At 66.2% G+C, this 26,976-nt stretch carries 29 protein-coding genes; 13 read left to right on the forward strand and 16 right to left on the reverse strand.

Features of this window, described 5'->3' with window-relative positions:
• Positions 1 to 95: 95 nt before the first annotated feature.
• From FHW64_RS32470 to FHW64_RS32480, 3 genes are read left to right on the forward strand one after another with little or no spacing between them, the layout of a single operon-like run.
• The gene (locus tag FHW64_RS32470; RefSeq protein ID WP_184533300.1) at positions 96 to 1,277 is read left to right on the forward strand and encodes a thiolase C-terminal domain-containing protein; all 1,182 of its coding nucleotides are present in this window, start codon (positions 96 to 98) and stop codon (positions 1,275 to 1,277) included.
• Positions 1,274 to 1,720, forward strand: coding sequence for an OB-fold domain-containing protein (locus tag FHW64_RS32475; protein WP_184533302.1), 447 nt, complete (start codon positions 1,274 to 1,276; stop codon positions 1,718 to 1,720). Before FHW64_RS32470 ends, FHW64_RS32475 begins: the two co-directional genes overlap by 4 nt.
• Positions 1,702 to 2,859, forward strand: coding sequence for an MFS transporter (locus tag FHW64_RS32480; protein WP_184533303.1), 1,158 nt, complete (start codon positions 1,702 to 1,704; stop codon positions 2,857 to 2,859). The genes FHW64_RS32475 and FHW64_RS32480 overlap by 19 nt, the downstream gene beginning before the upstream one ends.
• Here FHW64_RS32480 and FHW64_RS32485 read toward each other — a convergent pair.
• Genes FHW64_RS32485 through FHW64_RS32495 form a run of 3 tightly spaced genes read right to left on the reverse strand, consistent with a single transcriptional unit; the run spans position 2,843 to position 5,972 of the window.
• Positions 2,843 to 4,012, reverse strand: a complete 1,170-nt coding sequence (locus FHW64_RS32485) for an MFS transporter (protein ID WP_184533305.1) — start codon at positions 4,010 to 4,012, stop codon at positions 2,843 to 2,845. The two genes, FHW64_RS32480 and FHW64_RS32485, sit on opposite strands and share 17 nt — an antisense overlap.
• Positions 4,009 to 5,106: a CaiB/BaiF CoA-transferase family protein gene (locus tag FHW64_RS32490; protein ID WP_184533307.1), complete on the reverse strand. Its 1,098-nt coding sequence runs from the start codon at positions 5,104 to 5,106 to the stop codon at positions 4,009 to 4,011. The genes FHW64_RS32485 and FHW64_RS32490 overlap by 4 nt, the downstream gene beginning before the upstream one ends.
• A 26-nt stretch (positions 5,107 to 5,132) precedes the next feature.
• Positions 5,133 to 5,972: a hypothetical protein gene (locus tag FHW64_RS32495; RefSeq protein ID WP_184533308.1), complete on the reverse strand. Its 840-nt coding sequence runs from the start codon at positions 5,970 to 5,972 to the stop codon at positions 5,133 to 5,135.
• A 106-nt stretch (positions 5,973 to 6,078) separates the two neighbouring features.
• On the opposite strand from FHW64_RS32495, the gene FHW64_RS32500 reads away from it, so the two are divergent.
• The 5 genes from FHW64_RS32500 (at position 6,079) to FHW64_RS32520 (ending at position 10,737) form a co-directional block, all read left to right on the forward strand.
• On the forward strand, positions 6,079 to 6,816 hold the full coding sequence (locus FHW64_RS32500; RefSeq protein WP_184533310.1) for a FadR/GntR family transcriptional regulator: 738 nt from the start codon (positions 6,079 to 6,081) through the stop codon (positions 6,814 to 6,816).
• 129 nt (positions 6,817 to 6,945) lie between these two features.
• Positions 6,946 to 8,178, forward strand: a complete 1,233-nt coding sequence (locus FHW64_RS32505) for an amidohydrolase family protein (RefSeq protein WP_184533312.1) — start codon at positions 6,946 to 6,948, stop codon at positions 8,176 to 8,178.
• An 11-nt stretch (positions 8,179 to 8,189) separates the two neighbouring features.
• The gene (locus tag FHW64_RS32510; RefSeq protein ID WP_184533314.1) at positions 8,190 to 8,591 is read left to right on the forward strand and encodes a cupin domain-containing protein; all 402 of its coding nucleotides are present in this window, start codon (positions 8,190 to 8,192) and stop codon (positions 8,589 to 8,591) included.
• Positions 8,588 to 9,265, forward strand: coding sequence for an EthD family reductase (locus FHW64_RS32515; RefSeq protein WP_184533316.1), 678 nt, complete (start codon positions 8,588 to 8,590; stop codon positions 9,263 to 9,265). The genes FHW64_RS32510 and FHW64_RS32515 overlap by 4 nt, the downstream gene beginning before the upstream one ends.
• Complete coding sequence (locus FHW64_RS32520; protein ID WP_184533318.1) at positions 9,262 to 10,737, forward strand: FAD-dependent oxidoreductase; 1,476 nt, start codon at positions 9,262 to 9,264, stop codon at positions 10,735 to 10,737. Before FHW64_RS32515 ends, FHW64_RS32520 begins: the two co-directional genes overlap by 4 nt.
• Before the next feature lies 1 nt (position 10,738).
• On the opposite strand, the gene FHW64_RS32525 is transcribed toward FHW64_RS32520, so the two are convergent.
• From FHW64_RS32525 to FHW64_RS32540, 4 genes are read right to left on the reverse strand one after another with little or no spacing between them, the layout of a single operon-like run.
• A complete protein-coding gene (locus FHW64_RS32525) occupies positions 10,739 to 11,497 on the reverse strand; it encodes an FCD domain-containing protein (RefSeq protein WP_184533320.1) in 759 nt (252 codons plus the stop codon).
• A gap of 27 nt (positions 11,498 to 11,524) precedes the next feature.
• Positions 11,525 to 11,851: an NIPSNAP family protein gene (locus tag FHW64_RS32530; RefSeq protein ID WP_184533322.1), complete on the reverse strand. Its 327-nt coding sequence runs from the start codon at positions 11,849 to 11,851 to the stop codon at positions 11,525 to 11,527.
• A gap of 16 nt (positions 11,852 to 11,867) precedes the next feature.
• Positions 11,868 to 12,290: a Zn-ribbon domain-containing OB-fold protein gene (locus FHW64_RS32535; RefSeq protein WP_184533324.1), complete on the reverse strand. Its 423-nt coding sequence runs from the start codon at positions 12,288 to 12,290 to the stop codon at positions 11,868 to 11,870.
• Entirely contained in the window at positions 12,287 to 13,480 is a 1,194-nt protein-coding gene (locus tag FHW64_RS32540; RefSeq protein WP_184533326.1) for a thiolase family protein, read from the reverse strand. The genes FHW64_RS32535 and FHW64_RS32540 overlap by 4 nt, the downstream gene beginning before the upstream one ends.
• Positions 13,481 to 13,557: 77 nt before the next feature.
• Here FHW64_RS32540 and FHW64_RS32545 point away from each other — a divergent pair, with 77 nt between their 5' ends.
• The 3 genes from FHW64_RS32545 to FHW64_RS32555 are packed head-to-tail and all read left to right on the forward strand — an operon-like array spanning position 13,558 to position 16,602.
• Positions 13,558 to 14,517, forward strand: coding sequence for a flavin reductase (locus tag FHW64_RS32545; protein ID WP_184533328.1), 960 nt, complete (start codon positions 13,558 to 13,560; stop codon positions 14,515 to 14,517).
• Positions 14,514 to 16,280, forward strand: coding sequence for an FAD-dependent oxidoreductase (locus FHW64_RS32550; RefSeq protein WP_409350667.1), 1,767 nt, complete (start codon positions 14,514 to 14,516; stop codon positions 16,278 to 16,280). Before FHW64_RS32545 ends, FHW64_RS32550 begins: the two co-directional genes overlap by 4 nt.
• A complete protein-coding gene (locus FHW64_RS32555; protein ID WP_184533330.1) occupies positions 16,264 to 16,602 on the forward strand; it encodes an NIPSNAP family protein in 339 nt (112 codons plus the stop codon). Before FHW64_RS32550 ends, FHW64_RS32555 begins: the two co-directional genes overlap by 17 nt.
• On the opposite strand, the gene FHW64_RS32560 is transcribed toward FHW64_RS32555, so the two are convergent.
• Entirely contained in the window at positions 16,599 to 17,513 is a 915-nt protein-coding gene (locus FHW64_RS32560; RefSeq protein WP_184533332.1) for a LysR family transcriptional regulator, read from the reverse strand. The two genes, FHW64_RS32555 and FHW64_RS32560, sit on opposite strands and share 4 nt — an antisense overlap.
• A gap of 111 nt (positions 17,514 to 17,624) precedes the next feature.
• Here FHW64_RS32560 and FHW64_RS32565 point away from each other — a divergent pair, with 111 nt between their 5' ends.
• On the forward strand, positions 17,625 to 18,605 hold the full coding sequence (locus tag FHW64_RS32565; protein WP_184533334.1) for a tripartite tricarboxylate transporter substrate binding protein: 981 nt from the start codon (positions 17,625 to 17,627) through the stop codon (positions 18,603 to 18,605).
• On the opposite strand, the gene hisC is transcribed toward FHW64_RS32565, so the two are convergent.
• Positions 18,602 to 19,687, reverse strand: a complete 1,086-nt coding sequence (hisC, locus tag FHW64_RS32570) for a histidinol-phosphate transaminase (protein ID WP_311733428.1) — start codon at positions 19,685 to 19,687, stop codon at positions 18,602 to 18,604. The two genes, FHW64_RS32565 and hisC, sit on opposite strands and share 4 nt — an antisense overlap.
• A gap of 85 nt (positions 19,688 to 19,772) precedes the next feature.
• Between hisC and FHW64_RS32575 the strand changes: the two genes are divergently transcribed.
• On the forward strand, positions 19,773 to 20,720 hold the full coding sequence (locus tag FHW64_RS32575; protein WP_260306537.1) for a LysR family transcriptional regulator: 948 nt from the start codon (positions 19,773 to 19,775) through the stop codon (positions 20,718 to 20,720).
• Here FHW64_RS32575 and FHW64_RS32580 read toward each other — a convergent pair.
• From FHW64_RS32580 to FHW64_RS32610, 7 genes are all read right to left on the reverse strand, one after another.
• Complete coding sequence (locus FHW64_RS32580) at positions 20,707 to 21,681, reverse strand: tripartite tricarboxylate transporter substrate binding protein (protein ID WP_184533336.1); 975 nt, start codon at positions 21,679 to 21,681, stop codon at positions 20,707 to 20,709. The genes FHW64_RS32575 and FHW64_RS32580 overlap by 14 nt on opposite strands.
• Positions 21,682 to 21,786: 105 nt before the next feature.
• Positions 21,787 to 22,755, reverse strand: a complete 969-nt coding sequence (locus FHW64_RS32585; RefSeq protein ID WP_184533338.1) for a tripartite tricarboxylate transporter substrate binding protein — start codon at positions 22,753 to 22,755, stop codon at positions 21,787 to 21,789.
• A 37-nt stretch (positions 22,756 to 22,792) separates the two neighbouring features.
• Positions 22,793 to 23,512: a class II aldolase/adducin family protein gene (locus FHW64_RS32590; protein ID WP_184533340.1), complete on the reverse strand. Its 720-nt coding sequence runs from the start codon at positions 23,510 to 23,512 to the stop codon at positions 22,793 to 22,795.
• Between the two features lie 18 nt (positions 23,513 to 23,530).
• The gene (locus tag FHW64_RS32595) at positions 23,531 to 24,991 is read right to left on the reverse strand and encodes an NAD-dependent succinate-semialdehyde dehydrogenase (RefSeq protein ID WP_184533342.1); all 1,461 of its coding nucleotides are present in this window, start codon (positions 24,989 to 24,991) and stop codon (positions 23,531 to 23,533) included.
• A 12-nt stretch (positions 24,992 to 25,003) separates the two neighbouring features.
• Positions 25,004 to 25,807: a 2-oxo-hept-4-ene-1,7-dioate hydratase gene (gene hpaH / locus FHW64_RS32600; protein WP_184533343.1), complete on the reverse strand. Its 804-nt coding sequence runs from the start codon at positions 25,805 to 25,807 to the stop codon at positions 25,004 to 25,006.
• Positions 25,808 to 25,818: 11 nt separating this feature from the next.
• Positions 25,819 to 26,742, reverse strand: coding sequence for a 3,4-dihydroxyphenylacetate 2,3-dioxygenase (hpaD, locus tag FHW64_RS32605; RefSeq protein WP_184533345.1), 924 nt, complete (start codon positions 26,740 to 26,742; stop codon positions 25,819 to 25,821).
• A 1-nt stretch (position 26,743) separates the two neighbouring features.
• The coding region (locus FHW64_RS32610; RefSeq protein WP_184530500.1) for an aldehyde dehydrogenase family protein at positions 26,744 to 26,976 on the reverse strand (233 nt) is incomplete at its 5' end.

The raw sequence follows: 26,976 nt of genomic DNA on the forward strand, positions 1-26,976 counted from the left end.
GGCGGGCTCCTTCGCAAATCGGTGGATGAAGAGCGCGCGAGTATAGGGACTGTGATAGCATTGGTCCAACCATTTAACAGTTAGATGTTTTGAGCATGGACAACCGAACATTGCGCGGTCGCGTCGCCATCGTCGGCATCGGCGAGACGACCTACTACCGCCACGGGCAGTCGCCCGATGCCGAGTTCAAGCTGGCGCTCAAGGCGGTCCTCGCCGCCTGTCAGGACGCTGGAATGGACCCGCGCGAGATCGACGGCTTCGCCTCGTACAGCAACGATCGCAACGATCCCTCGCGGCTGGCTGCAGCGCTGGGGCTGCCGCAACTGCGCTCCACCACCATGCAATGGGGCGGCGGGGGCGGGGGCAATTGCGCGGCGATTGCCAATGGAGCGGCCGCCGTGGCGTCGGGCTTGTCGGATTGCGTCGTCGCTTTTCGCGCACTGGCACAGGGGCAGTTCGGCCGCTTCGGGCAGGCGCCTACCGCGCCCACGATTTCCGGCGACATGGCCTGGCAGGCTCCTTACGGCGTGCTGTCGCCCGGCCAGAAGTTCGCAATGAAGGCGCGTCGCTTCATGCACGAACACGGCGTCAAGCAAGAGGCGCTGCGCGCGATCGCGATGGCGTCCTATGCGCATGCCCAGCGCAATCCGCGTGCCGTGATGCATGGCAAGCCGTTGACCGAGGCGCAGTACGACGACTCGCGCTGGATCGTCGAGCCCTTCCATCTGTTCGACTGCTGCATGGAGAACGACGGTGCGGCTGCGGTGATCATGGTGCCGGCGGAACGGGCGAAGGACTTTCCTAATAGGCCGGTGTATGTCCTCGGCGCGGCCACCGGGTCGGACGAGCGCGTGGCCGCGGTGCCGCACAACACGCCCAACTACGCGAGCTCCAGCTTTGCCACCGTGGCGCCCAACCTCTACCAGATGGCCGGTGTCACTCCCAAGGACGTGGGCGTGGTGCAGAGCTACGAGAACTTCACCGGCGGTGTGCTGATGGCACTGGCCGAGCATGGTTTCTTCCATCCGGACGAGGCCAACGATTTCCTGCGACTCGAGAACCTGCTGTCGCCCAGCGGCAAGCTGCCGCTCAACACCAGCGGTGGCAATCTCGCCGAGTGCTACATGCACGGCTTCGAGCTCGTCCTGGAGGCGGTGCGCCAGGTGCGCGGCACCTCCACCGCACAAGCGCCGCGCAACGACGTGGCGCTGGTCATCGGCGGGCCCATGGTCACGCCCGTCAGCAATTTGATGCTCGGATCGGAGGCCGTGTTGTGAGCACCGAAACCTACCTGCCGCCCGGCTTGCCGATCCCCGTCCCCGAGGCCGACGGCCTGTCGAAGCCCTACTGGAGTGGCCTGAAGGAAGACCGCTTGCGAGTGCAGCGTTGCGGCGGCTGCGGCACATGGCAGTTCGGCCCGGAATGGCTCTGCCATCGCTGCCATCGTTTCGATCCGGACTGGGTCGAGGTCGCGCCACGCGGCCGCATCTACAGCTGGGAGCGAGTCTGGCACCCCGTGCATCCCTGCCTGAAGGGCGCGGGGCCGTACCTCGTTGTGCTGGTCGAACTGCCGGAGGCCGGCAGCGTGCGCATGCTGGGCAATCTGCTCGGCGATCCGATGCAGGACGTGGTGATCGGCGCCGAGGTGGAGGGCGTCTTCGAGCACCATCCGCAGGCCGATCCGCCGTACACGCTGATGCAGTGGCGCTGCGTGGCCTAGATTCGAGCGGCTTGCCGCTCGGGCTGATCGTCGCGCTCGCGATCGGGCACGCGGCGTTCTCCGGCAACCGCTTCACGATCACGCTGCATGCGGTCGCACTGCATGCGTCGCCGCTCGCGATCGGCACCCTCCTGGGGCTCGTGATGATCGTGCCCATGCTGGCCGCGGTGAAGATCGGCCGCTGGTCCGATCGCATCGGCTATGTGCCCTTTGCGGCAGGCGGCCTCGCGCTGCTGCTGGCGGGTGGCCTGCTGGTCGGCGCGTGGCCTTCGATGCCTTCGCTCTTCGTCGCGAGCGTGCTCACGGGCACGGGCTACATGTCGGCGCATGTCGCGATCAACCTGGCGATCGGCCGCGCCAGCACACCGGAGCGCCGCACCGATGCCTTCTCCGCAATGGCCGTCGCGTTCTCGCTGTCGGGGCTCACGGGGCCGATGCTCGCTGGCGTCGTCATCGATCACGCCGGGCATCGATGGGCCTTCCTGGTCTTGTGTGCCTTCTCGCTCGCGAGCATGGTGCTGCTGCGCCGCGCGGCACGCCGGTATCGTCTGGCGTCGACCGGCGATGGTGCGCAAGCGCAGCCGCGGCTCGTCGATCTGCTGGCTCACCGGCCGCTGCGCGCGGTGTTCCTCGTCAGCGGCCTGCTTTCCATGGGTTGGGATCTGTTCACCTTCCTCGCGCCGCTGCAGGGTGTGCGAGCCGGGCTGAGCGCGACCAGCACGGGCGTGTTGATGGGCGCCTTCGGCGTCGGGACCTTTGCGATTCGCCTGGTGCTGCCACGCATCTCGCGCGGCGCTGGCGAATGGGCCACCATGGCCGGTGCGCTGTTCGTCACGGCGCTGGGCTACCTGGCCTTCCCGCTCCTGAGTGCCTTCGGACCGCTGCTGCTGGCGTCCTTCCTTCTGGGGATGAGCCTTGGCTGCGGTCAGCCCGTCTCGATGGCGCTCGTGCACAGCCACTCGCCCGAGGACCGCATCGGCGAGGCGGTCGGCGTGCGATCCACCATCACCAGTGCGAGCCAGACTTTCCTGCCGATGTTGTTCGGCGCACTGGGCTCGGCGGTCGGGATGATCACGGTGTTCTGGGCCGTGTCGGTGCTGCTGGCGGCCGGCGGCGCCTTCGCTATCCGGCGACGCTGAGTCGCCGCCGAAGCAGAGCGGCGAAGCCGGCTCCCACGATGGCGAGGGCCACCGCGGGCAGCAGCAGAAGGGCGGCATACGCGTGCAGGTCGACCGTGCCGCCGAAGGCCACGACACCCACGGACTGGCCGGCAAACAGGCAGAACGAAAACAGCGAGACCGCACTGCCGCGCGCCTCTGGAGCCATCTGCGTCGCATGCGTCTGCAGGGTGTTGTGATACAGGTAGGTGCCGAAGCCGAGAAGCACCGACAGCGGCGCCGCGGCCGACCAGTGCGGCAGCAGCCACAGGCCTGCAAGCGCGGTGGCCATCAACAGCCCGCCGGCTGCCGCCATCCGGATCTCGCCGAGCGTGCCGACGACGCGTCGCGCGCAGATCGCGTAGACCAGCCCACCCACCGCGTAGAGCGCCGCGACGGCCGAGGCAGCGGCGAGGCCGAGGCCTTCTCGGGCATGGAGATAGGTCGGCAGGTAGCTGAGTGCACCGAGCAGAAATACGCCCTCGATGAACACCGCCAGCAGTACGACGCGAGCCCACGGCTGTGCAATCACGACGCTGATGCCTCTGCGGCTTGCAGCAGGTGCACGCATCGTCTTCGTTCGTGCTGCATCGCGCCATAGGAGCCCGCCCACGACCCAGTAGCCGATGCTGAGTACCCCGAAGGCCCCGCGCCAACCCAGCGCCGTCTCCGCGAACAGCCCGCCCAGCAGCTGGCCGATCACCATGCCCGACAGCGTGCCGAGCAACAGGCGTGCGAGTGTCGCCTGGCGAGCCTCGTAGGCAACCGCGTCGCCGATCCAGGCCATCGAGAGCGGCACGATGCCGGCTGCCGCCATGCCCCACAGTGCGCGCCAGGCCAGCAGCGTGTCGAACGAGCCTGCGAATGCGGCTGCTGTTGAAGTAAGACCACAGCCCGCGAGCGCGAAAGTCATCAAGCGCTGCTTGCCGAAGCGGTCCGCGAGCGGGCCGGACAGCAGTTGCATGAGTCCGTAGGCGACGGCGAACGCGACGATCAGGCGGCCCGCTTCGCCGGCGCTGCGCTCGAACTCAAGCGCGAAGCGCGGCAACAGCGAATCGCAAACCCGAAGTGCCGCGGCGCTGAAGAAGGCGGCTGCCGCGAGCAGCCGGACCGGCGCGCTCGGCGCGGCGCTCATTGCCAGCGAGCGAGAACGTCCGCCGAGGGCGTCGGCTGTTTCGGCGCCGGGCCCTGGATCTGCGAAGGGGTGCGGGAGAAGCGCGGCGCGGGTGCAGGCTGGCGGACGCCCTCTACCTCGACGAAGGTGTTGCGCGCGCGGTTGTGCGGATGCAGTTGCGCCCGCGACAGGGGCAGCACTGGGGCGAAGCACACATCTGTGCCTTCCAGCGCGTCCGTCCATTCCTGCTGCGTCTTCTGCTTGAAGATGCGGGCGAACTCATCGTGCAGACGAGGCCATTGCGCGCGGTCGTTCTGCGCGCGATGCAGCTCGGAAGGCACGCCCACGCGCTCACAGAACTCCGAGAAGAACTGCGGCTCGATGGCACCCAGTGTGACGTGCTCGCCGTCTGCGGTCTCGTAGACGCGGTAATAGGGTGCGCCGCCGTCCAGCAGATTGCTGCCCCGCGTTTCGCCGAACACGCCGCGCATCTGCTGGCTCACGAAGTTGGTCATGAGCGAGGCCGCACCGTCGGTCATTGCTGCGTCCACCACCTGGCCGTGGCCGGAAAGGTTTGCTTCGCGCAGCGCGGCCAGCACGCCGACGATCAGGTAGAGGCTGCCGCCGCCGTAGTCGCCGATCAGGTTCAGCGGCGGCACCGGCGCGCCGCCCTTCGGCCCGATGGCGTGGAGCGCGCCGCTGATGGCGATGTAGTTGAGGTCGTGACCCGCAGCCTGCGCGAGCGGGCCCTCCTGGCCCCAGCCCGTCATCCGGCCATAGACGATGCGCGGATTGCGCGCGAGCACGGCATCCGGGCCGAAGCCGAGGCGCTCCATCACGCCGGGGCGATAGCCTTCGATCAGCACGTCGGCCTTCTCCAGCAACTGGAAGACCTGCTCGCGCGCGGCAGCGTCCTTCAGATCGGCCAGCACCACGCTGCGTCCGCGGCCGGTGATGTTGTGCGGCTCGCCAAGCTTCTTGCCGGGCCGGTCGATAGAGACGACATCCGCGCCCATGTCGGACAGCAGCATGCACGCGAAGGGACCGGGGCCGATGCCGGCGAACTCGACGACGCGCAGGCCGCGCAACGGGCCGGAAGGGGTTTCGGACTTCATCCAGTTTCTCCAGGGGTTTGTAAGGCTCAGGCCAGGAGCAGCAAGGCGGCCTCGCGGGCGGACTGCCCGACGCGCACGCCCTTGTCGCGGGCGATGCGGTTGGCGGCGCTGATCACGCCGTCGAAATACGTGCTCTGGCCGTCGCCCATGCGTGCGGTCAACGCGCTGACGCTGGCGCCGGCGATGCCGTCGGGTTCCACTGCCTCGAGCGCACTCAGGCCGCTGTCGTTCTTGCCGCCGCCGCCGTCGGAGCAGATGAAGGCCCAGGGCCGGAAGTCACGGAAGTACCCGATGACGCTTCGCCCTGTATGACCGGCGGTGCACAGCACATTGCGCTCGCGGTCCTCCGGCAGGGCATAGGCGATGGAATCGGTGCACACGATGCTGCGGCCACTGTCGGCGGTGTGGATCACCAGGCGGCGTGCGGGATCGAAGGTCGCAGGCTTGTTCTCGCCGGTCAGCATGCACCGCGCGGCGTCGCGAACCGTCATGCCCTGCACGATGCCCAGCGCCTGCGCAGCGTCGTTCACGCGGCTGACGATGCCGTGGTCGTACAGGTCGGCACCGTTGCCCATCTCGGCGGTCATCACGTCGGCTGCGGCAGCGGGTACGCCCAGCGCTTCGTAATACCAGAGGCCAGCGATGCCTGCGCCGTCCTTGCCGATGGCGCAGTCCAGCCCGATGACGGCCTGCGGCCGGGCGCGCATCACCATGCGCGCACAAAGCACGCCGCTGTACGAGGCGTTGACGACCACGCCGCCGCTGGTCTCCGGCGCATGGGCAACGTGGCTCTCAACATAGGTGGCGGAATCGAAGACCAGCACGCGGCCGGCGGGAATGTCGTGGATCTGGGGAGGGGTGGCCATGGATGAAGTGTAATGGTCAGTCCATTGCAAGTCCATGAGATTGAGCAGTCCGACCCTTGGTGGCCTTGGGCTATCCTCGCTCAACACAACTATGTCGAGTCCAGTCATGCAACCCATTCCGCAGCTGTCCTTCCAGGAGGTGAAGACGCGCCGTGTCTTCGAGGAGATCTGTGAGCAGATCCGAAAGCGCCTCGCTTCCGGCGTGCTCAAGCCCGGCGACAAGCTGCCGGCCGAACGCGACCTGGCGGTGGAGTTTCAGGTCAGCCGGCCGGCGGTGCGAGAGGCGTTGCGCACGCTCGAGATATCCGGCGTCGTTTCCCTGCAGAAGGGTGTGAAGGGTGGTGCATTCATCCGCGACGGCAACCCGGCGCTTCTCACCCAGTCACTGCAGGACTTGATGATCCTCGGGCGCGTGTCGCTGGCCGGCCTTGCCGAGGCGCGAAGATTGATCAACGGCATGGTGATCGAGTTGGCCTGCGAGCGCGCGACAGAAGAAGACTTTGCCGCCATCGAGCAGAACATGATGGAGATCGAGAAGAGCGAGGACCTCCCGCAGCGCGCCGACGAGGGCGTTCGCTTCTTTGGTCTGATCGCCCGCGCGACGCGTAACGAAGTGCTCTCGATGCTGGTGGATTCGCTGTCGGACATCATCCGCTACGTGATCGACCGCACCGGCCGAAAGGCGCGTCCTGAACTAGTGCCGGTGCGTCGCCGCATCCTCAAGGCGATGCGGGCCCGCGATGCCAAGGCCGCCGCCAAGGGCATGGACGAATACCTGACGATCGTGCAGGAGGGCATGGACGCCGTGCCCGAGCCTGCGCCGGCTCCCAAGAAAACACGCTGATTTCCGGCCCGCTTTGCGCGGGCTTGCCTCGCTTCGGGGCTTGACAGGGGTTTTTCGCTGTTTAGAATGGTCAAACCATTCAAATCTAGTGGTTCAACCTTCCACGCAATCCCACCGAGGACCCCCGTCATGACCGAGATCGTCGTCAACGAAGCCAATCAATGGCGCCTGAACACCCCCGGCTCCGCCGGATGGGAGAAGTCGCCTCAGCCCGGAGCCGCCAACAAGTACCTGATGATCTCGGCGGACACGCATGCCAACGAGCCGGGCAACCTGTGGGCCGAGCGCATCGACGCCAAGTACCGCGACCGCCTGCCCAAGGTGTGGATCGACGAGAAGGGCGTGCAGTGGCGCAAGATGGAAGCGTCGGAGCAGCCTGACCGCCTGATCCTTGCCAAGCTGGAGGGCGAAGATCTGGCCCGTTCCAAGGCCGGCGCCACCGCCTCCGAGCGTGGCCCGAGCGTCGAGCAGCGGCTGCATGACCTGGAGCTCGACGGCATCGACGGCGAGATCATCTTCCCCGGCAAGGGCCTGGGCATGTGGTACACGTTCGACCCCGACTTCGCCCATGCACAGTGCGAGGTCTACAACACCTGGGCCTGGGAGAACTTCGGTCCTCACGTCGAACGCCTGTCGCCCGCAGCGGCGCTGGCCACCGGCAACATCGAGGCGACGCTCAAGGAAATCGACCGCTGCCTGAAGCTGGGCTTCCGTCATTTCACGTTGCCGTGCAAGCCGCTCTTCGGCCCGCCGAAGACCAACGAGCTCAACTACAACAAGGTCGAGTTCGACCCGATGTGGGCGCGTTTCGTCGAAGCGGGCGTGCCGGCCACGTTCCACGTCTCCACCGGCAAGGACCCGCGCACCACCCGCGGCAATGGCGGTGCGGTGGTGAACTACGTGGTGCACTCGCTGTCGCCGACGCTGGAGCCGCTGGTGAACATCTGCGCGGCCGGCGTGGCCGAACGCTTCCCGGAACTGCGCTTCGGCAGCGTCGAGGCCGGTATCGGCTGGGTGCCATGGATGCTCGACGCCATGGACGAGGCCTATCTGAAGCACCACTTCTGGGTGCGGCCGAAGCTGAAGATGCTGCCTTCGGACTACTTCAAGGCACGCGGCTTCGCGACCTTCGGCGAGGACCGCGCCGGCCTCGGCCTGATGGAAGAGCACGGCCTGCAGGACAACTTCATGTGGGCCAACGACTATCCGCACCACGAAGGCACCTGGCCGCATTCGGCCCAGGCCATCGAACGGCAGATGGGCCACATGAGCGAGGTGTCGCGCCGCAAGGTGCTGGGTGAGAACGCCGCGCGCGTGTTCGGCTTCAAGGAAGTCGCCGCCAAGTACGGCTACAAGTTCTGACAGACAGGGCGATGACGACCATCACGCCCTTTCATCCCCGGCACGATGGGCTGGCGGAGGATGCCTCCCGCTACGTGGACGTGGCAAGCCTGCCCTGGAAGCCCACGCCCACGCCTGGCATCGAGATGAAGGTACTGATGCAGGACGACGCCAGCGGCTTGCTGACGGCGCTGTTCCGCTGGCAGCCGGGCACGCAGCTGCCGCTGCACGAGCACGTGGAGGTCGAGCAGACCTACGTGCTCGAAGGCAGCATCGTCGACGACGAGGGCGAGGTGCGCGAGGGCGACTACGTCTGGCGCCCGAAGGGCAACCGGCATCTGGCGCGCTCGCCCGGCGGCGCGCTGGTGCTGTCCTTCTTCCTCAAGCCCAACCGCTTCCTCGAAGGGGAGCATGCGGGCAAGGAACTCAAGTGACGGTCTATCGGTGTGCGCTGTTCAGTCGGCGAGCGGATGTGACGCCGGCGCAGTTCGCGAGCCACTGGCTTGGCGTGCACGGGCCGTTGGCGGCCAAGCTGCCGGGGCTCGGCACCTATCGACAGAATCACATCCGCGAACGCTTGTACGAGTCGCCGAATTCGCCCGTGCAGGCGATCGACGGCATCGCGCAGCTCTCTTTTCCGAGCATCGCGGCGATGGAGGTGTCCGATGCCTCGCCGGAGTACGCGGCCTGCAAGCTCGACATTCCGAAGTTCCAGGGCGGCATCACCATCCTCGTGATCGAAGCGGATGAACTGTTGGCGGGTGAGAACGCGCCGACCAAGCTGATGTGGGTGTCGACGCGGCGTTCAGATGCGCCGTCGGCCGGCCTGCGTGAGCAGTGGGTAGCGGCGAACCGTGACGCCACCCGTGCGTTGCCGGGTGCCCGTCGATTCGTCCAGAACTTCGTGGTGGACCGCGCCCATCCCGTGGCGGCCGGCGTGCCGTCGGGCGATCCATCCGGTGCCGAAGCGGTGAGCGAACTGTGGTTCGACGATGCAGCTTCTGCGCGCACTGCGCTGGAGTCGCCGCCCGGGCGCAGGTTGGTCTTCGAAGACCCGTTCCTCGCGCCCGTGGGCGTGTATCTGATGCAGGAAGTGAAGATCGTGTGAGCGGGTCGTCCTCTCGCCAAGGGGGCGATGTTGAGGCGGCCGATGTCGTCGTAGTGGGCGGCGGTGCTTCCGGCCTTGCGGCTGCCATCGAGGCTGCAGCGGCGGGCGCCAGCGTACTGGTGCTTGAGAAGAACCCGATCCCGGGCGGCAGCAGCCGGCTGTCCGTCGGCTCCATCAATGCGGCGGGCTCACGCCTGCAGCAGCACGCCGGCATCATCGATTCGCCCGACGAGCACTTCGACGACATGGACCATTTCATGGGCCCGTTCGCGTCGCAGGAGAACCGTGCGCTGCGGCGCCTGCTGGTCGACAACGCGGCCGACACGCTGCACTGGCTGATGTCGCTGGGGCTGAGCTTCTACGGGCCCACAGCCGATCCGCCGCATCGCCATCCGCGCATGCACAACGTGCTGCCGAACTCGCGGGCCTACCCGTACTACCTGTCGAAGGAAGCAAAGCGCCGCGGTGTGCGAGTGCTGCTCGGCGCAGAGGTGACCGAGCTGCTGCGCGCGGAAGACGGCGGCGTTTGCGGTGTCGAAGCGCTGGTTGGCGGCCGGCGCATGAAGATCACCGCGCGGCGTGGTGTGGTCCTCTGCTCGGGCGACTACAGCAACGGTGCCGCGATGAAGGCGCGCTTCCGTCCCGAACTCGAAAACATCCCAGGCGTCAATCCGACCGCGACGGGTGACGGCCATCGACTGGCGGAAGCGATCGGCGCGCGCATCGTCAACGGCGATGTGGTCTTCGGCCCTGGCCTGCGGTTCGGCGCGCCGGCCAAGCCGAGCCTCGTGCAGCGGCTGCCGCCTTCTTGGGCGCTCGGAAAGCTCATGTCGGTGGCGCTTGCGACGCTGCCAGCCGCGCTCTTCCGTCCCTTCGTCATGTCCTTCATGACCGCCTCGCTAGGGCCGGAGGCAAGCCTGCTGCGCAGCGGCGCCGTGCTGGTCAATCGCAACGGCGAGCGTTTCGTGGATGAACAGCAGGCACCTGGCCTCGCCATTGCCGCGCAGCCGGGCGGGCAGGCCTGGCTGCTGTTCGACGATGCGCTCGCGCGCAAGTTTTCGGCGGCGCCGAACCATGTCTCGACCGCCCCGGGCGTGGCCTTTGCGTACCTGCCGGACTACCGGCGGCATCGCAAGGACCTGTACCGCACTGGTGCGACGCCGGCGGCGCTGGCCCGCGCGACGGGCCTGCCGGCCGATGCACTCGAAAGCACCTTGCGTGATCGACAGTGGCAGTCACCGCTGCATGCGCTCGGCCCACTGGAAGCAAGGATCGTCATCACCGATGGAGGACTGGCGGTCAACGGCTCGCACCAGGTGCTGCGCGCCGACGACACCGTGATCCCCCGGCTCTACGCGGCAGGGGCCGCAGGTCAGGGCGGTTTGCTGCTGGCCGGCAACGGCCATCACATCTGCTGGGCAGTGACGTCGGGAAGGCGGGCGGGTCGGTTCGCGGCGAAGGCTGCCGCGTGACTCACTGCTTGCGCGAGCCCCAGAGTTCCATGTAGTTCGCCTGCAGGCGTTCCAGGAACTTGTTCATTTCGGCGACCGCCGCGTCGGCATCGCGCGCACGCAGGTGCTTGAGCAGCCGGCGGCGCGAGGGCAGGGTGTAGGGGTTGTCGCTCGGGCCGATGGCCTTGACGAACTCGCGCATCACCTCCATCACGCCTTCCATCGTGATCTCGATGATGGGGTTCCGGGTGGCGGCGGCCAGCAGGTTGTGGAACTCGCGGTGCAGGTCCGCGCGTTCCTGGAAGTTACCGGCCTTGTCAGCCTTGGTGGCCTGCGCCACGTTCGCCTCGAGTGCCTTCAGGTCCTCTTCCGTCAGGCGCTCGCAGGCCACGCGCACCACGATCTCGCTGAGCCAGACCCGCGCTTCCGTGAGGTGCTCGGGCTTGATGGCGCCGAGGTGATAAAGGTCCCGCAGGCCGTTGACGACCACGCCGGAGTTGCCCGGAAGCACGAAGGCGCCGCCGGCGGCGCCCTTGCGCAGTTCGATCATCCCGCTCAACTCGAGGGCGCGGAGCGCCTCGCGCAGGGTGTTGCGGCTGACCTTGAACTTGGCGGAAAGATCGCGCTCGGCAGGGAGGCGATCGCCGGGCTTGAGCCGGCCGGTGGCCACGAGATCGCGGATCTGCGCTGCGATCTCTTCGAACGCGCGCGAAGGGGCGATGGGCTCGAATCCGAGGGAGGATTCGAAGGCTTCTTTGGTGCGGAAGTCGGCGTGGCTCACGGCGCGGATTCTAGTCCCTCGCCCCGTTCAAACGGCCAGCGGAAGGGCTGCAGCGAGCAGTTCGTTGGCAATCCGCACGACCGCCGGGCCGTCCTTGTCCGACTCGGCCAGGGCCTTGTGCCAGGCGGGATCGGCACGAAAAGCCGCCCATGCGCGGTCGCGTTGCTCGTGCGATTCCCACTGAAGCAGGTACTTGAGCTGCATGTTGTCTTCGCCGACAGCCACTGTGAATACCGGCGTCACGCGGCGGATGCCGTACTTCTCGAACAGCGCGAGGGTGGCCGTTTCGAAGCGCTTGAGGGCCACCGGCAGCTTGCCCGGGGCGCAGGTGTAGGTGCGTAGTTCGTAGAACAAGTTGAAACTCCTTTTGCTAGAGCGGACGCGAGGCGAGCAGCGGCCCGTCCTCGTACTGCAGGACGACGAGTTCGACCGGCATGCCGCACTCGAACGGCTTGCCCTCGCGCTCGACGAGCCGGGTCGCGATGCGCAGGCCGATGTCGAGGTCGACCACGCAGACGGCATAGGGCGCCTCGTCCACGAACACCTTGGGTGCGGCGTGGATGCGGGTCCACGAATAGAGCGTGCCGCGCTGGCTCAGCTCCTTCCACTGCATCTTGGGCGACCAGCAATGCGGGCACACGGGCTTGGGCGGAAAGGTGAACTTGCCGCAGGCTTCGCAGCAGGTGCTCTGCCAGCGGCCATCGCGAAGGCCTTCCCAGAAGGTCTGCGTGAAGGTCGACACGCGTGGCGGATAGGCGCGCGTGCGCGCCACGGGAATCATCTCGAGCGTCATCGTTGGGCCTCCATCACATGGACAAGTGCGGCGTTGTAGTTGCCGAGTTCGCCGGTGGTGAGGCCCAGCTGCGCATTTGCGACCTGGCGCTCGCCGGCACGGCCGCGCAGTTGGTCCGCCATCTCGCAGTAGTTGTAGAGCGACGTGACGTACGCCGGATGGCCGCGCGAGGTCAGGCCGCCGGAGGTCGAGATCGGGATCTGCCCGCCCAGCTTGGTGCAGCCTTCCGCTGCTGCGGGCGCGCCTTCACCGCGGCCGAAGAAACCGACCGCCTCGCTCACGAGCACCTCGACGATGGTGCAGGGCGCATAGAACTCGGCCAGGTCGATGTCCTTGGCGGAGATCCCGGCCTGCGCGTACGCCGTGGCCGACGCCTGCTTGGCGGCGATGAGTTCGGTCATGTCGTTGGGCACTTCGTTGATCTGGTGCGAGCCGTCGTGGCAGAAGCCGCGTCCGCGCACCAGCGCATAGGGCCGGCCCAGCGACTTCGCGACTTCTTCGGAAGCCAGCACCAGGCAGGCCGCGCCGTCGCTGCGGCCCGGCACGTCGTAGAGGCCCAATGGCTCGACGATGGGGCGCTGCTCCAGCACCTCCGGCAGCGTGATCGGCTTGCGATATTGCGCCAGCGGGTTCATCGATGCATGCCAGCGGTTCTTGACCGCGACCGCGCCGAAATGCTCGCGCGTGGCGCCGTATTCGTGCATGTAGCGCATGGCGTCCATGGCGTACCAGCTGATCGGGATGAATCCGCCCGAGGCATGGAAGTCCACGTCGCCGGTGGTTCGCATGCTGCTCATCGCATGCTCGGAGGCCGACGTGGCCGCCTCCATATTGATACCTACCGCCAGTGCGACGTTGGTGCGGCCGAGCAGGATTTCGTCGCAGGCCCGGTCGAAGCAGACCGCGCCGGTCATGCCGTTGCCCATGACCTCAAGCACGCTGCCGGTGCATTGGAGGCGCAGGTGGCTGACAAGGAAGGTGGAAAAGTACTTCTGCAGCGTGTAGGGCCTGGGCAGCGTCAGCACCAGGCTGCCGATGTCCTTCTTCTCGACGCCGGCGTCCGCGACCGCATCGACCACCAGCTTCGTCATGATCTCCTGCTCCAGCACCTGAAGCGGCTCTTCCGCCTTGGTCTGGTGGCGGCCGACCGGAATCGCGCTGGTGCCGATGATGGCAACTCGACGAGTCATTGGGTGGGTCCCCTTGGTTGTAATGGCAGGCCAGTATATCTATAATGGTCAAACCATTCAACTTTTGGAACGACCTCATGACGATTCCGAACCTCGCGTCCACCGAGATGCAGAACGCCTTCGACGTGCGGGCCTTCCGCAGCGCGCTCGGCAGCTTCCCGACTGGTGTGGCCATCATCACCACGACCGGTCCCGACGGCACGCCGATCGGGCTCACCTGCAACTCGTTCAGCTCGGTATCGCTCGATCCACCGCTGGTGTCCTGGGGGCTCAGGCTCGCCAGCAAGAGCCTGGAGGCCTTCCGGCAGAGCGGGTCCTTCGCGATCAACGTGCTGGCCGAAGACCAGAAGGACCTGTCGGCACGCTTCGCGAGCGGCGCCATCGCAGACAAGTTCGAAGGCGTGGCGTGGGCGCCGGGCCATCGCGGGCTGCCGGTGATCGCCGGCAGCGTGGCCACTTTCGAATGCGACAAGTTCGCCGAGCATCTCGCGGGCGATCACGTGCTCTTCCTGGGCCAGGTGGCGAAGTTCGACCATGGCCGGCAGGAAGCCTCGCTGGTGTTCTACAAGGGCGCCTACATGATGCTGGCGCAGTCGCTGCGCGAACTGGCCGCCAGCGGGCAGCTCGATTCGATCCACCTCGACCAGGCGCGTCGGCTGATCAATTGCATGCTGCTGCGCCTGGCCTGCCAGAACGGCGCAACGGAAGACTTCGATGCCATCGAACGCAACATTGCAGAGATCGAGAACTACCCCGATGCGGCGCATCGCGCGGAAGCCAGCATCGAGTTCTTCCGTCTGGTGACCAAGGCGGCACACAACGACGTACTGGTGGTCGTGGCGGAGACGCTCACAACGCTGTTGCGTCATGTGCTGCAGACCGATTCGACGCTCCGCGCCCGTCCCGAACTGGTGCCGGTGCGTCGGAAGATCCTCACGCACATGCGCGAGCGCGATCCTGATGCGGCGGAAGCCGAAATGAGCCACTACTTCGATCAGCTTCGCAGCGGCGCAGCGGTGCAGGAGGCCAGCGCATGAACATGAACGAACTGCCCACGACGGAATGCGACGTGCTGGTGATCGGCGCGGGTGCCGGTGGCCTCTCGACCGCGATCACCGCCAGGAAGAACGGCCTGGATGTCGTCGTCGTCGAGAAAGAGCCGGTGTTCGGCGGCACCACGGCGTTTTCCGGCGGCGTGCTGTGGATCCCGCTGTCATCGCATGCGAAGAAGGCCGGTTACGCCGACACGCGCGAGGCCGTGATCCGCTTCATGAAGGCCGAGACAGGGCGCTGGTACGACGCGCCTTCGGTGGAAGCCTTCATCGAGAAGGGCCCCGAAATGGTGGACTTCTTCGAGCGCGAGACGGAGGTGCACTTCATCACCACGCTCTATCCCGACTACCACCCGGACGCCGACGGTGGCGTGGACATCGGCCGTTCGATCCTCGCCGCGCCCTACGACATCCGTGGGCTGGGGCCGGAGATGGCGCGACTGCGTCCGCCGCTTGCGACCATCACCTTCATCGGGATGATGTTCAACTCCGCCAACGCGGACCTCAAGCACTTCTTCCGCTTCACCAAGTCCTTCACTTCGTTCAGCTACGTCGTCAAACGTCTGCTCAACCATGTGAAGGAGCTGGCGCTCTACCGGCGCGGCATCAACGTGACGAGCGGCAATGCGCTGGCCGCGCGGCTGGCGAAATCGGCGCTCGACCTGAAGATCCCGATCCACACGAGCACGCCGGCGCAGGAGCTGATCACCGACAACGGACGCGTCGTCGGTGCACTGGTGAAGGGCCCCGAAGGGCTGCAGCGCATCATCGCGCGCAAGGGCGTTGTGCTGGCCGGCGGCGGCTTCTCGCACGACCGGCAGCGCATCGCCCAGGCCTATCCGCACGTGCGTGCGGGGGGTGAGCATTTCTCTCCCGTGCCCAGGGGCAACACGGGTGACGGCGCGCGGATGGCCGAGAAAGTGGGCGGGCGCGTGGAGATCCGCTTCAGCTCGCCCGCGGCCTGGATGCCGACATCGAAGGTCCCGCTGGGCAACGGCGAGTACGGCGCGTTCCCGCATCTGCTGGACCGCTACAAGCCCGGGATCATCGGCGTGCTGTCGAACGGCAAGCGCTTCACCAACGAATCGAATTCGTACCACGACGTGGGCGCCGCGATGGTCGCGGCAGGGCAGGGGGCGGACGCCGGTATGTGGCTCGTCTGCGACCAGGCCACGATCGGCAAGTACGGCTTGGGCTATGCCAAGCCGGCGCCGATGCCTCTCGGGCCGCTGGTGCGCAACGGCTACCTGGTCAAGGGCGCGACGCTGCGCGAGCTTGCGCAGAAGGCCGGCATCGACCCTGCCGGTCTCGAGCAGACGGTGCGCGAGTACAACGAAGGCGCTGTGCATGGCGAAGATCGCCAGTTCGGCCGCGGCACCACTTCCTTCAACCGCTACCTCGCGGACCCCGACAACAAACCGAACCCCTGCGTGGCGCCGGTCGGCCAAGGGCCCTACTACGCCCTGCGCGTGGTGATGGGCGACCTGGGCACCTTCGACGGCATCGGCACCGACGTGGTGGGGCGTGTGCTCGATGCACAGCGTCAGCCGATCGAAGGCCTCTACGCAGTGGGCAACGACCGCGCCAGCGTGATGGGCGGCAACTACCCCGGTGCCGGCATCACGCTCGGGCCGATCATGACCTTCGGCTACATCACCGGCCGCCATCTGGCAGGGCTCGAGCCGTCGCTTTCTTCCACGACCACAAGCAATACCACTGCAAGACAAGCCGATGTCATTCCCGCCTAAGCCGCTGGTCGATCAGCGCATCTATACGATCCGGTTGCGCAAGATGCCGGAGTTTCTGGAGGTCTTCAACCGGATGGCGATGCCGTTCCTGATGGAGACGCTGGGCACGCCGTTGGGCTTCTACGTGAGCCATGTCGGCCCGCTCAACCAGTTCGTGCATCTGTGGGGGTACGACGATCTGGCCGACTACGAGCGGCGCTGCCAGGCACGCGACACGCACCCGGACTTCCCCGCCTACTTGAAGGCATCGGAGCACTTGATCACGGCGCAGGAGACGCGGCTGATCAAGGCCGTCCCGATGCCCGGGCTTGGCCTCTCCTAGCCGGCAGCCGCAAGCTGCTTGAGCACCTGGAGGAACGCGTCGGCCGCCGGCGAGAGTGATCGCTCTCGCCGGAAATGGACGCCGATGACACGCTCGATGGTCGGCCGGATGAGCCGCTGCGTCACCAGCTTTGTCTCGTGCGCGACGATGGATGGCGGCACCACGACCACGCCGAGGCCGTTCGCCGCCAATGCCACGGCCGTTGCGAGCAGGGAGACCTCGTGCGCCACCTTGAGCTCGACCCCGGCATCCCGCGCAGCAGCCTCGATGCGGCCCCGGATGCCGTAGCCCGAACGAACCGTCACCAACGGAAGCGCGCTCAGTTGCTTCCAGGTCATCGGAATGCCGCCCGGGAACGCAGGCGACGGGAGCGACGCCGCGACCAGGGTCTCGCGGATCAGCACTTCCTCGCGAAGACCGGATTCGGAACTCTCGAGCGTTCCCACCCCGAAGTCCGCCTGGTTAGCTTCGATCGCCTTGACGAAATCCGCCGGTGCGACTTCGTCGATCTCCAGGCTGACGCCGGGGTGCTTGTCGATGAACTTGCGCATCGCCGGAGGCAGCATCGCCTGTGCGACCGCTGCGGTAGCGACAACGCGGACACGGCCCGCATGAAGTCCGGCCAGCTCGCTCATCGAAGTCGACAGGCCTTCCATTTCGGCGAGGGCCCTTTGCGCATAGCCGATCGCGCGGGTTGCGGCATCCGTGCGGTGAATCGCCCGGGTGTGGCGATCGAACAGACTGACGCCGAGCCGGGTCTCCAGTTCGCGCAGCAGCATCGTGACCGCGGGCTGCGTGAGCGATAGCTCCTGCGCAGCAGCGGAGACACTGCCGGTGTGATAGACCGCCACGAAGGCACGAAGCTGCCGGACGGAGGGGAGGGAAGATAAGGGTTGCTTATGAATCGACATGCAAGGATTCATTTCTCAAACGCACACCCTTGAACTCTAATCAAAGACATTCCCTCTGAATACCAACCTGCAGACCCGGCGCCGAACGCCCCGCTGCACTGGAGACATTCGATGAACAGACGCAAAGCGATCATCCGGCTGGCAGGCACTGTCGCCGCAGCCACGGCCACAGCCAACGTATTCGCCCAGGGCGACAAGCCGATCACGCTCGTGGTGCCCTATGCCCCGGGTGGAACGACCGACCTGCTCGGGCGCATCCTGGCCAAGGAGATGGCGCCCTTGCTGGGCACCAACATCATCGTGGACAACAAGCCGGGCGCAGGCAGCGGCCTTGGGGCTACCTTTGCTGCGCATGCACCGGCCGACGGCCGTACGCTGCTCGTTGCGACGAGCACCACGCTCGCGATCAATCCGTGGCTCTACAAGCGCCTGGGCTACGACCCGATCAAGGATTTCACGCCCATCGGCATGATCGGCTCGGTTCCGCTGGTTGCCGTGGTCAACGCATCGGTGCCGGCGAAGACGATCGGCGAACTCGTCGCATTGTCGAAGGCCAAGCCGGGCAAGCTGAGCTATGGCTCCGCGGGCAATGGCAGTCCGCAGCACCTGGCTGTCGAGATGTTCAAGGCGGCCACCGGCGCCGACCTGACCCACGTGCCGTATCGCGGCAGTGCGCTCGCGTTGACCGACCTGCTCGGCGGCCAGATCCAGCTGATGTTCAGCGACATCCCGCCGGCGCTTGCGCATGTGCGCGGCGGGCGTCTGCGCGCGTTGGGCGTGACCTCGTCCAAGCGGCAGGTCGCCATGCCCGAGGTGCCGACGATTGCCGAGTCGGGCGCTCCCGGCACCAAGGACTTCCAGGCGGTCGCCTGGCAAAGCCTTGTTGCACCGGCTGGCACGCCGCCGGAGCTGATCGCCAAGTACGCGGCTGCGCTCGAGAAGGTCATGAAGCAACCCGAGATCCAGGAGCGCTTGGCCGCCGATGGCGTGGAGCCGCCGACGCTGCCGTCGCAGCAACTCGCTGCGTACGTGAAGTCGGAGACCGCTCGCTGGGGCGCGGTCGTGAAGGCGTCCGGCGCCACGATGGACTAGAGCGCCGCGAGAAACCTGTCGATCTCGGCCGGCGTGCCGATGCTGATCCGAACCCAATCGGCCAGGCCGTAGGACGTCACCGGGCGAACGATCAGGCCATGCTTTTCCAATCTGCCGGCGAACGCGGCCCCGCCGCCGACATCGGCCAGGACGAAGTTGGTATGGGACTCGATGCATCGATAGCCCTTGGCGGCGAGCCCGCTGGTCAGCGCCTTCCGGCCCTGTTCGGTCATTGCCACGGTGTCTTCGATGAAGCCGACGTCTTCGAGCGCCGCGATCGCGGCGACTTGCGCGGCCTCCGAGATCGTGAACGGCGACCGAACCCGGCGCATCACGTCCGCGAGGCCCGATTGCGCGATGCCGTAGCCGATCCGCAATCCTGCGAGGCCGTAGGCCTTGGAGAACGTCCGCGTGACCACGAGGTTGGGGTGCTGGCGCACCCAGGCCACCGAGTCGCCGCGCAGCGCCGCCGGCATGAATTCGAAGTACGCCTCGTCGAGCAGCACGACCACGTGTGCAGGAACGCGGGCCAGGAATGCCTTCAGCGCATCCGGATCGACCACCGTGCCGGTCGGATTGCCGGGATTGGCGATGTAGACGAGTGCGGTCGACGGTTCGATCGCATTGGCAAGGCCGTCCAGGTCGATGCCGAAGTCGGGCGACGGCACGACGATGGAACGCGCACCGAGCTTCTGCGCCGCATTCACGTAGGCCTGGAAGGAGTACTGGGCATAGACCGTCGAGCGGCCCGGTTGCAGCAGCGTCGAGACGAGATTGCCGAGCACGCTTTCGGAGCCGGCCCCCACGACGATCCAGTCGCGGGGCACACCATGGAACTGCGCGATCGCGTCCGTCAACGCCGCACAGTCACTGTCCGGATAGCGCGAAAGATCGATGGCAGCGCGCGACAGCGCGTCCAGCGCCTTGGGGCTGGCACCCAGCGGGTTCTCGTTCGATGCGAGCTTGACGATGCGATCCTCGGCAATGCCCGAGCGAGTGGCTACTGCGGAAATCGGAAGGCCCGGGACGTAGGGTTTGAGCGCGGCAACGTGCGTGGGATAGGAGATAGATGAACTCATCATTCAATGGTCCGTCAGTTCGGTATGCGTTGACCAGCGCAATGCGCGCTTCGCGATCGCCTTTGGCGATCAGCTGCCGCCACCTGCCATGAACGTCATGCGACTGCAGCAACTTCGTGATCTCCTGGCGGTGGTGTCCCACGGCGGCTACCGCGCGGCGGCACGTGCGCTGGATGTGTCCCAGGCCGGATTGACGAAGAGCCTGGCAAAACTGGAAGAGGAGCACGACATCGTGCTGATCGAGCGCACCTCGCAAGGCATCGCGCTGACTGCCGAGGGTGAGGAGTTCGTCACCTATGCGCGTGCGGTCCTGCACGAAGCGGATCGGGCCGAAGCGTGGCTCAACCGCGCCCGTCGGCCGGCGCCCAAGCAGGTCAAGGTGGGTGCTTCGGTCGAGCCTTCGCTCAGGCTCGTGCCTGCGGTGCTGAAGGACTTCCGCAACGCCTTTCCGAAGACGACGATCCACCTGACCCAGCGCTCGTCGAACGAGCTCGTTGCGGCCGTGCTCGACAATCGCCTCGATTTCGCTGTGATGAGACTCCCGCAGGATGCGATGTCGGATGACCTGCAGGTCCAGCCGCTCTATTCGACCAGCGCCGCGATCGTCGCGCGTCGAGGGCATCCATTGAGCGACGCCACGAGCGTGAGCGAACTGGTCGACTCGCACTGGATCGTCGTCGGCGATCCTTCGCGCCCGGGGCACCAGGACGAAAGCATCCAGGAGCTCTTCCTGCAGCATCGCCTTGGTCGACCCCGGTTCGCCGCGGTCTCGGACTCGGTGTTCGGCGCGATCTCGATGCTGCTCGAATCCGACTGCGTCGCGCGGTTGCCCGCGCAGCTGCTGCGGCATCCGCTCACCGCGGGCAACCTGATCGAGATCCCGGTGCGCGAGCAGTCGAACCTTGCCTACCAGGTGGGCATCGTGTCGAAGGCCACCCGTCGGCTGAGCCCGGAGGGCGCGCAGCTCGTCGCGATGCTGCGCTCCTACGCACGCCTGACGGGCGTGCTCGATCTGGACGCTGTCAGTCGGGCTTGAAGCCCGAATCCCGCACCACCGGCGCCCACTGCTGGAGCTCTGCGGCCTGCAGCCGGGTGAAGTCTGCCGAGTTGAGATAGGCGGTCTGGAGGACCAGCTTGTTCAGCTTTTCCTTCACCTCCGGATTGGCAATCGCCTTGGCCATTGCCTGATCGAGCTGGGTGACCACGGCAGCGGGCGTCTTGGCCGGCAGGAAGGCACCGAACCAGCCTTCGGCCGTCGGCACCTTGATGCCCTGTTCGGCCAGGGTGGGGACGTCCGGCGCCAGCGAGTAGCGCTTGTCGCTGAAGATTCCGAGCACGCGGATCTTGCCGCCGCGCTGGTGCTCGATCTGGTCGACCAGCGTGTCGATCGCTACCGGCAGATGCCCGCCGATCAGATCGGTGATCAGTGGCGCGCCGCCCTTGTAGGCCACGTGCGTCCACTCGATGCCCGTCGCCTTGCCGAATTCGAGCCCGGCGAAGTGCGCGAGGCCGCCCGCGCCCGAGGTGCCGTAGTTCGCTTCCTTCGCACCCTTCATCGCGGCGACGAGTTGGGGTGCAGTCTTGAATGAGCTCGTGGCAGGCACTGCGAGGCTGATCGGAAAGCTGGTGAGGCGCGACAAGGGAATGAAGTCATCCATCACCTTGTAGTCGAGCTGCCCCGCATACACGAGCGACTGGATGGTGGTCAGGGCATTCGGCGCGATGAGGATCACGCTGCCGTCCGCAGGCGATCGCTTGAGTTGCGACGCCGAGATGCGCCCACCGGCGCCCGGCTTGTTGTCGACGACCACGGTGGTCTTGAGCTGCTCCTGCAGCGGCTGCGCGATCAGTCGCGCCAGCGTGTCGACGCTTCCACCGGGCGGGTAGGGGACGATGAGCTTGATCGTCGGCGGGAGCGTCTGGGCATGCGACGCGCCGGCCACGGCGATGAGGGACAAACCACAAGCAAGCAGAGTGCGCCGAGCGAAATTGGGCATGTGAGATTTCAGTGAGTTGAACCTTGCGATGCTGTCGGCAAGCGGCGCAAACGCCTAGCCGGCATCGCGAATCGCGATTGCCTTTGGCGATCGATCGGTGATTGCCTATTTCTGCGGTTGCTTGGGCAGGCCGGCGATCACGGTCGCCCAGCGCCGGGATTCGGCGTCGATGAAGGCGGTGAACGGCTTGGGACCGAGGTAGGCCGGTTCGGCCGCCAGATTGAGGATCTGCGCCTGCACCTCAGGCTTCTCCAGCACGGTCTGGATGCTCTTCGCAAGCTTGTCGCTCACGTCGGCCGGAACCCCCTTCGGCGCGAACATGCCCAGCCAGCCAGGCGCGGCGTAACCGGGGACGGCTTCGGAAATGCTCGGGATCTCGGGTGCCAGCTTCGATCGCTTTGCGCTCGTGACGCCCAGCGCCCTCACGGTGCCCGCCTTCAGTTGCCCGGCCACCGAGGTCAAGTCCACCATGGCGAGCGGAACCTGGCCGCCGATGACGTCGGTCACCGCCGGTGCGCTGCCGCGGTACGGAATCGCGGGGAGCTTGGTCTTCGTCGTGCTCGCCAGCAGTTCGGCGGAGAGGTGATGTGCTGTGTACTGGCCCGCATTGCCAACGGGCACTTCGGTGGTCTTCGCTGCGTTCAGCAACGCTTGCAGATTGCCGTAGCCGGAATTGGCGCCCGAGACGAGCACCAGCGGAATATCCGCCAGCTTGGCCAGCGGCTGGAGTTGCTTCTCCGGATTCAGCGGTGGCGCATCGGGCAGGTGAGGGCCGATGACGATCGCCCCCGCCGCACCCATGCCGATGGTGTAGCCATCGGGCTTGGTATTCGCCACCACGATCAGTCCGGTCGCGCCGCCGGCGCCCGGCCTGTTGTCCACGACGACGGACTGGCCCAGCGTCTGCTGGAGCTCGCGGGCCACGATACGCGCGATGCCGTCCGCCGATCCGCCGGCCGCGAAGGGCGCAATGATGGTGATCGGCCGGGAAGGAAAGCCTTGTGCGCAGACGCCGAGCGCCGCGGTGGTCAGGCTGATCGCACACAGAAGCTTTTGGGCAAAGGAAGGGCGCACGGTTGTCTCCGTCAATTTGTTGAAGTGGGGTGATCGGTCAGAACGAAATGCCGGCGCGCCTGAGCATCGTGTCGAAGATGACGCGATGGACTTCGCCCTTGCCCGCGACGCGTGTCTCCGGCACGGTGCGCAGGATCGATTCCGGGATGGCGCGGTTCGGCCCGCTGCCGGCATCCGAAGCGAGTTGGATCTCGCAGGCGCGCTGCAGCACCCACAGCCGGTTGAAGGTGGTCGGGATGTCCGGACCGACCACCAGCAGGCCATGGTTTCGCAGGATCAGGTGGTTGCGCTTGCCGAGCGACTTTACGAGGCGCGGCTGCTCGTCCAGGTTGGTCGTCACGCCTTCGTAGTCGTGATAGGCGACATCGTCGTACAGCATGGCGCTGTAGAAGTTGTCGTGGCGCAGGCCCGATTCCTTCGACGCCACTGCGCACCCGGCCGTGGTGTGCACATGCATGATGCAGTGCGCGTCGTTACGCGCCGAATGGATCGCGCTGTGGATCACGAAGCCTGCGCGGTTCACCTGGCCGGTGCTTCCACCGCGCGGCGTGCCGTCGATATCGATGCGCACGAGGTTCTCGGGCGTGACTTCGGCGTAGTGCAGGCCGAAGGGGTTGATCAAATATTCGGGCTTGTCGCCCTCCAGCGTGGGCACGCGCACCGTGATGTGGTTGAAGATCAGTTCCGTCCAGCCGAGCCAGTCGAACAACCGGTAGCAGGCGGCGAGGTCTTTGCGGATCTTTGCTTCTGATTCCATCGTGATCTTTCGTGATGACTACGGCTTGAGTCCGCCGAGGCAGACGTACTTGGTTTCCATGTATTCGTCGAGGCCGAATTTGGAGCCCTCGCGGCCCATGCCCGACTGCTTGACGCCGCCGAAGGGTGCCACGGCGGTGCTGATCAGGCCGGTGTTCACGCCGACCATGCCGGCCTCGATCGCGCCTGCCACGCGCCAGACGCGGGCAAGGTCGCGCGAGAAGAAGTACGACGCCAGGCCGAACTCGCTGCTATTGGCGATGGCGATCGCATCGTCTTCCGTCTCGAAGCGGACCAGCGGCGCAACCGGGCCGAAGATCTCCTCGTTGACGACGCGAGCATCAGGTGCAACGTTTGTCAGCACCGTGGGTTCGTAGAAGGTGCCGCCGAGCGCGTGGCGCCTTCCGCCGATCGCCACCTTGGCGCCCGATTGAACCGCTTCGGCAACGAGCTCTTCCACCTTCGCCAGCGAAGGCGCATCGATGAGCGGCCCCTGCTGCACGCCGGCATCCACGCCGTTGCCGACCTGAAGCCGCGAGACGGCCGCAGCCAGCATATCGGCGAAGCGGTCATAGACACCCGACTGCACCAGAAAGCGGTTGGCGCACACGCAGGTCTGGCCGCTGTTGCGGTACTTCGATGCGATCGCACCTTCGACCGCCGCTTCGAGATCCGCGTCGTCGAAGACGATGAAAGGCGCATTGCCGCCCAGCTCGAGCGACAGCCGCTTGAGCGTCGGTGCGCATTGCGCCGCAAGCGTGCGGCCGACTTCGGTAGATCCGGTGAAGCTGAGCTTGCGCACCAGAGGGCTGCTGGTCAGCGCACCGCCGATCTCGCCTGCGCTACCCGTGATGACGCTCAATACGCCAGCAGGAACGCCGGCTCGCGATGCAAGCTCAGCCAGCGCGAGCGCCGACAACGGCGTCTGCGATGCGGGCTTGACGATCATCGTGCAGCCAGCCGCAAGTGCCGGTGCCACCTTGCGCGTGATCATCGCCGCCGGGAAGTTCCACGGCGTGACTGCCGCGCACACACCGACCGGCTCCTTGCGGATCACGATGTCGCGGTCGGCCCATGGTGAAGGAATCAGATCACCATAGGTACGACGTGCTTCCTCCGCGAACCACTCGACATAGGCGGCGGCGTAGGCGATCTCGCCTTTGGCTTCCGCGAGGGGCTTGCCTTGTTCAAGCGTCATGATCAGCGCGAGGTCGTCCTGATGCTCGTTCATCAGGTCGAACCAGCGGCGCAGGATGCGTGCGCGGTACTCGGCCGTTGTCGCGCGCCACGGCTTGAAGGCGCGATCAGCGGCTTCGATGGCGCGCTGGGTCTCGACTGCGCCTGCCTTGGGCACCGTGCCGACTACTTCGCCAGTGGCGGGGTTGCGCACGCTGATGGTGAGTCCGCTGTCTGCGTTGCACCATTCGCCGGCGATGTATGCCGCCGAACGCAGGAGGGAAGGGTCTTTCAGTTGAATCATCGATAGGGCTCCTCAGACAAAGCGGAACTGGAAGCGGCCGAGTTGACCGTAGTCGGCGTCAAACACGTCGCCTTGCTTTGCTGCCACAGGACGGGTGAACGAGCCGGCCAGAACGATCTCGCCGGCCTCCAGGCATTCACCCCACGGAGCGAGCTTCATCGAGAGCCATGCGACGCCAATCGCAGGATCGCCCTGCACGCCAGCCGCGAGGCCGGTCTCTTCGACGGCACCGTTCTGCCGGAGGATCGCGCCGCACCAGGGCAAGTCCAGCTCGCGCGGATGCATCTTGCGGCCGCCAAGCACGATGCCGGCATTGGCTGCGTTGTCGCTGATGGTGTCGTAGACCTTGCGCATCACCTTCGTGTGGCGATCGAACTGCTCGATGCGCGAATCGATGATCTCGATGGCCGGCGTCACGTACTCGGTCGCGTCGATGACGTCCTGCACGGAGATCTGCGATCCCTCCAGCTTCCTCTTGAGGACGAACGCGAGTTCGACTTCGACGCGCGGTGCGATGAAGCGCGACGTTGGAATGTCGCCCGGCTCGAACAGCATGTCGTCGAGCAGCGTCCCATAGTCGGGCTCGTGGATCTGGCTGGCCACCTGCATGGCGCGAGAAGTGAGCCCGATCTTGTGGCCGATGGTCTTGCGGCCTTCGGCGAGTTTCATCTGCACCCAGGCGCGAGAGACGGCGTAGCCATCCTCGATCGTCATGCCGCGGAAGCGCTTGGAGAAGTGCTCGACCTGCACGCGGCGCTTCTCGCTTTCGTGAAGCTCGCGCGCGAGTTGTGTGATCTGTTCAGTGGTGAATGTCATGGGTGCGGATCTCAGAGGCGTGAAACGGCCTGGAAGCCCTCGGCACTCGAAGCCTGGGCCTTCGGGATGGCGCGGCCATCCTGCGGCGTGACCGGGAAGATCGCGTTGATCTGTCCGGTGCCCGACGAGCCGAAGTACGGCGTCACCACTTCCGCGTTGCCGTCATAGGCCGACCAGCCCAGCGCGCCGAGGACCATCGCGGTGTCGTGCATGAAGCCTTCACCATGGCCCTTGACGGCGTACTCCGGCAGCATCGAGCAGAAGTCGGCCCACTCGCCGTTCTCCCACATCTGCACCACGTCGTGATCCATGCGTTGAAGCAATGGGCTCCAGATGCGATCGGCGAACTGCGGTGCGAGTCCGTTCTGCGCAAAGCGATGCGAGAGCGACCCGCTCGCGAAGAAGGCGACAGTGCCGTCATAGTGGTCTTCCACCGCACGGCGCATCGCCCAGCCAAGGCGTGCGCTGTCGTTCAGGTAGTGGCTGGTGCACAGCGCCGACACGCAGATCGCCTTGAAGTGCAGGTCCTCGTTCATGTAGCGCATCGGCACCAGCGTGCCGTACTCGGGTCCGAGCGTGGTCGCGTCGTGTGCGAACGTTTCCACGCCCCACTCATTGCACGTCTTCGCCAGCAGCTTGCCGAGCTCCGGGTTGCCCGGAATCTCGAACGGCATGTTGCTGATGAAGTGCGGCAGTTCGTTGCTCGAATAGATGCCCTTGAAGTGCGGCGCGCAGTTCAGGTGGTAGCTCGCGTTGACCAGCCAGTGCGTGTCGAACACCACGATGGTGTCCACGCCCAGTTCGCGGCAGCGGCGGCCGATTTCGCGATGGCCGTCGATGGCGGCCTGACGGCTGCCCTTGCGCGGGCCATCGAGTTCGCTGAGATACAGCGAGGGGACGTGCGTGATCTTGGCGGCGAGTGCGAGCTTGCCCATGTCACACGCCCCAGTGCGGAATGTGATGCCCGCCGAGCGACACCGCCACGTTCTTCGGCTCGCAGAAGACTTCGTAGCTCCAAGTGCCACCTTCGCGCCCCGTGCCCGATGCCTTGGTGCCGCCGAAAGGCTGGCGCAGATCGCGCACGTTCTGGCTGTTGACGAAGCACATGCCGGCCTCGATCGCAGCAGCGACGCGATGCGCCTTGCCGATGTTCTCGGTCCAAACGTAGC

Source organism: Variovorax sp. Sphag1AA (assembly GCF_014192575.1).
Lineage (GTDB): Bacteria > Pseudomonadota > Gammaproteobacteria > Burkholderiales > Burkholderiaceae_C > Variovorax.

Coding starts and splice junctions, on each gene's coding strand:
- FHW64_RS32470 (WP_184533300.1), top strand. CDS start 96: ATGGACAACCGAACATTGCGCGGTCGCGTCGCCATCGTCGGCATCGGC.
- FHW64_RS32595 (WP_184533342.1), bottom strand. CDS start 24,991: ATGATTCAACTGAAAGACCCTTCCCTCCTGCGTTCGGCGGCATACATC.
- FHW64_RS32535 (WP_184533324.1), bottom strand. CDS start 12,290: ATGACGCTCGAGATGATTCCCGTGGCGCGCACGCGCGCCTATCCGCCA.
- FHW64_RS32495 (WP_184533308.1), bottom strand. CDS start 5,972: ATGGCCACCCCTCCCCAGATCCACGACATTCCCGCCGGCCGCGTGCTG.
- FHW64_RS32555 (WP_184533330.1), top strand. CDS start 16,264: ATGTCATTCCCGCCTAAGCCGCTGGTCGATCAGCGCATCTATACGATC.
- hisC (WP_311733428.1), bottom strand. CDS start 19,687: ATGATGAGTTCATCTATCTCCTATCCCACGCACGTTGCCGCGCTCAAA.
- FHW64_RS32500 (WP_184533310.1), top strand. CDS start 6,079: ATGCAACCCATTCCGCAGCTGTCCTTCCAGGAGGTGAAGACGCGCCGT.
- FHW64_RS32540 (WP_184533326.1), bottom strand. CDS start 13,480: ATGACTCGTCGAGTTGCCATCATCGGCACCAGCGCGATTCCGGTCGGC.
- FHW64_RS32565 (WP_184533334.1), top strand. CDS start 17,625: ATGAACAGACGCAAAGCGATCATCCGGCTGGCAGGCACTGTCGCCGCA.
- FHW64_RS32590 (WP_184533340.1), bottom strand. CDS start 23,512: ATGGAATCAGAAGCAAAGATCCGCAAAGACCTCGCCGCCTGCTACCGG.
- FHW64_RS32510 (WP_184533314.1), top strand. CDS start 8,190: ATGACGACCATCACGCCCTTTCATCCCCGGCACGATGGGCTGGCGGAG.
- FHW64_RS32575 (WP_260306537.1), top strand. CDS start 19,773: ATGAACGTCATGCGACTGCAGCAACTTCGTGATCTCCTGGCGGTGGTG.
- FHW64_RS32505 (WP_184533312.1), top strand. CDS start 6,946: ATGACCGAGATCGTCGTCAACGAAGCCAATCAATGGCGCCTGAACACC.
- FHW64_RS32490 (WP_184533307.1), bottom strand. CDS start 5,106: ATGAAGTCCGAAACCCCTTCCGGCCCGTTGCGCGGCCTGCGCGTCGTC.
- FHW64_RS32550 (WP_409350667.1), top strand. CDS start 14,514: ATGAACATGAACGAACTGCCCACGACGGAATGCGACGTGCTGGTGATC.
- FHW64_RS32485 (WP_184533305.1), bottom strand. CDS start 4,012: ATGAGCGCCGCGCCGAGCGCGCCGGTCCGGCTGCTCGCGGCAGCCGCC.
- hpaH (WP_184533343.1), bottom strand. CDS start 25,807: ATGACATTCACCACTGAACAGATCACACAACTCGCGCGCGAGCTTCAC.
- hpaD (WP_184533345.1), bottom strand. CDS start 26,742: ATGGGCAAGCTCGCACTCGCCGCCAAGATCACGCACGTCCCCTCGCTG.
- FHW64_RS32560 (WP_184533332.1), bottom strand. CDS start 17,513: ATGTCGATTCATAAGCAACCCTTATCTTCCCTCCCCTCCGTCCGGCAG.
- FHW64_RS32545 (WP_184533328.1), top strand. CDS start 13,558: ATGACGATTCCGAACCTCGCGTCCACCGAGATGCAGAACGCCTTCGAC.
- FHW64_RS32580 (WP_184533336.1), bottom strand. CDS start 21,681: ATGCCCAATTTCGCTCGGCGCACTCTGCTTGCTTGTGGTTTGTCCCTC.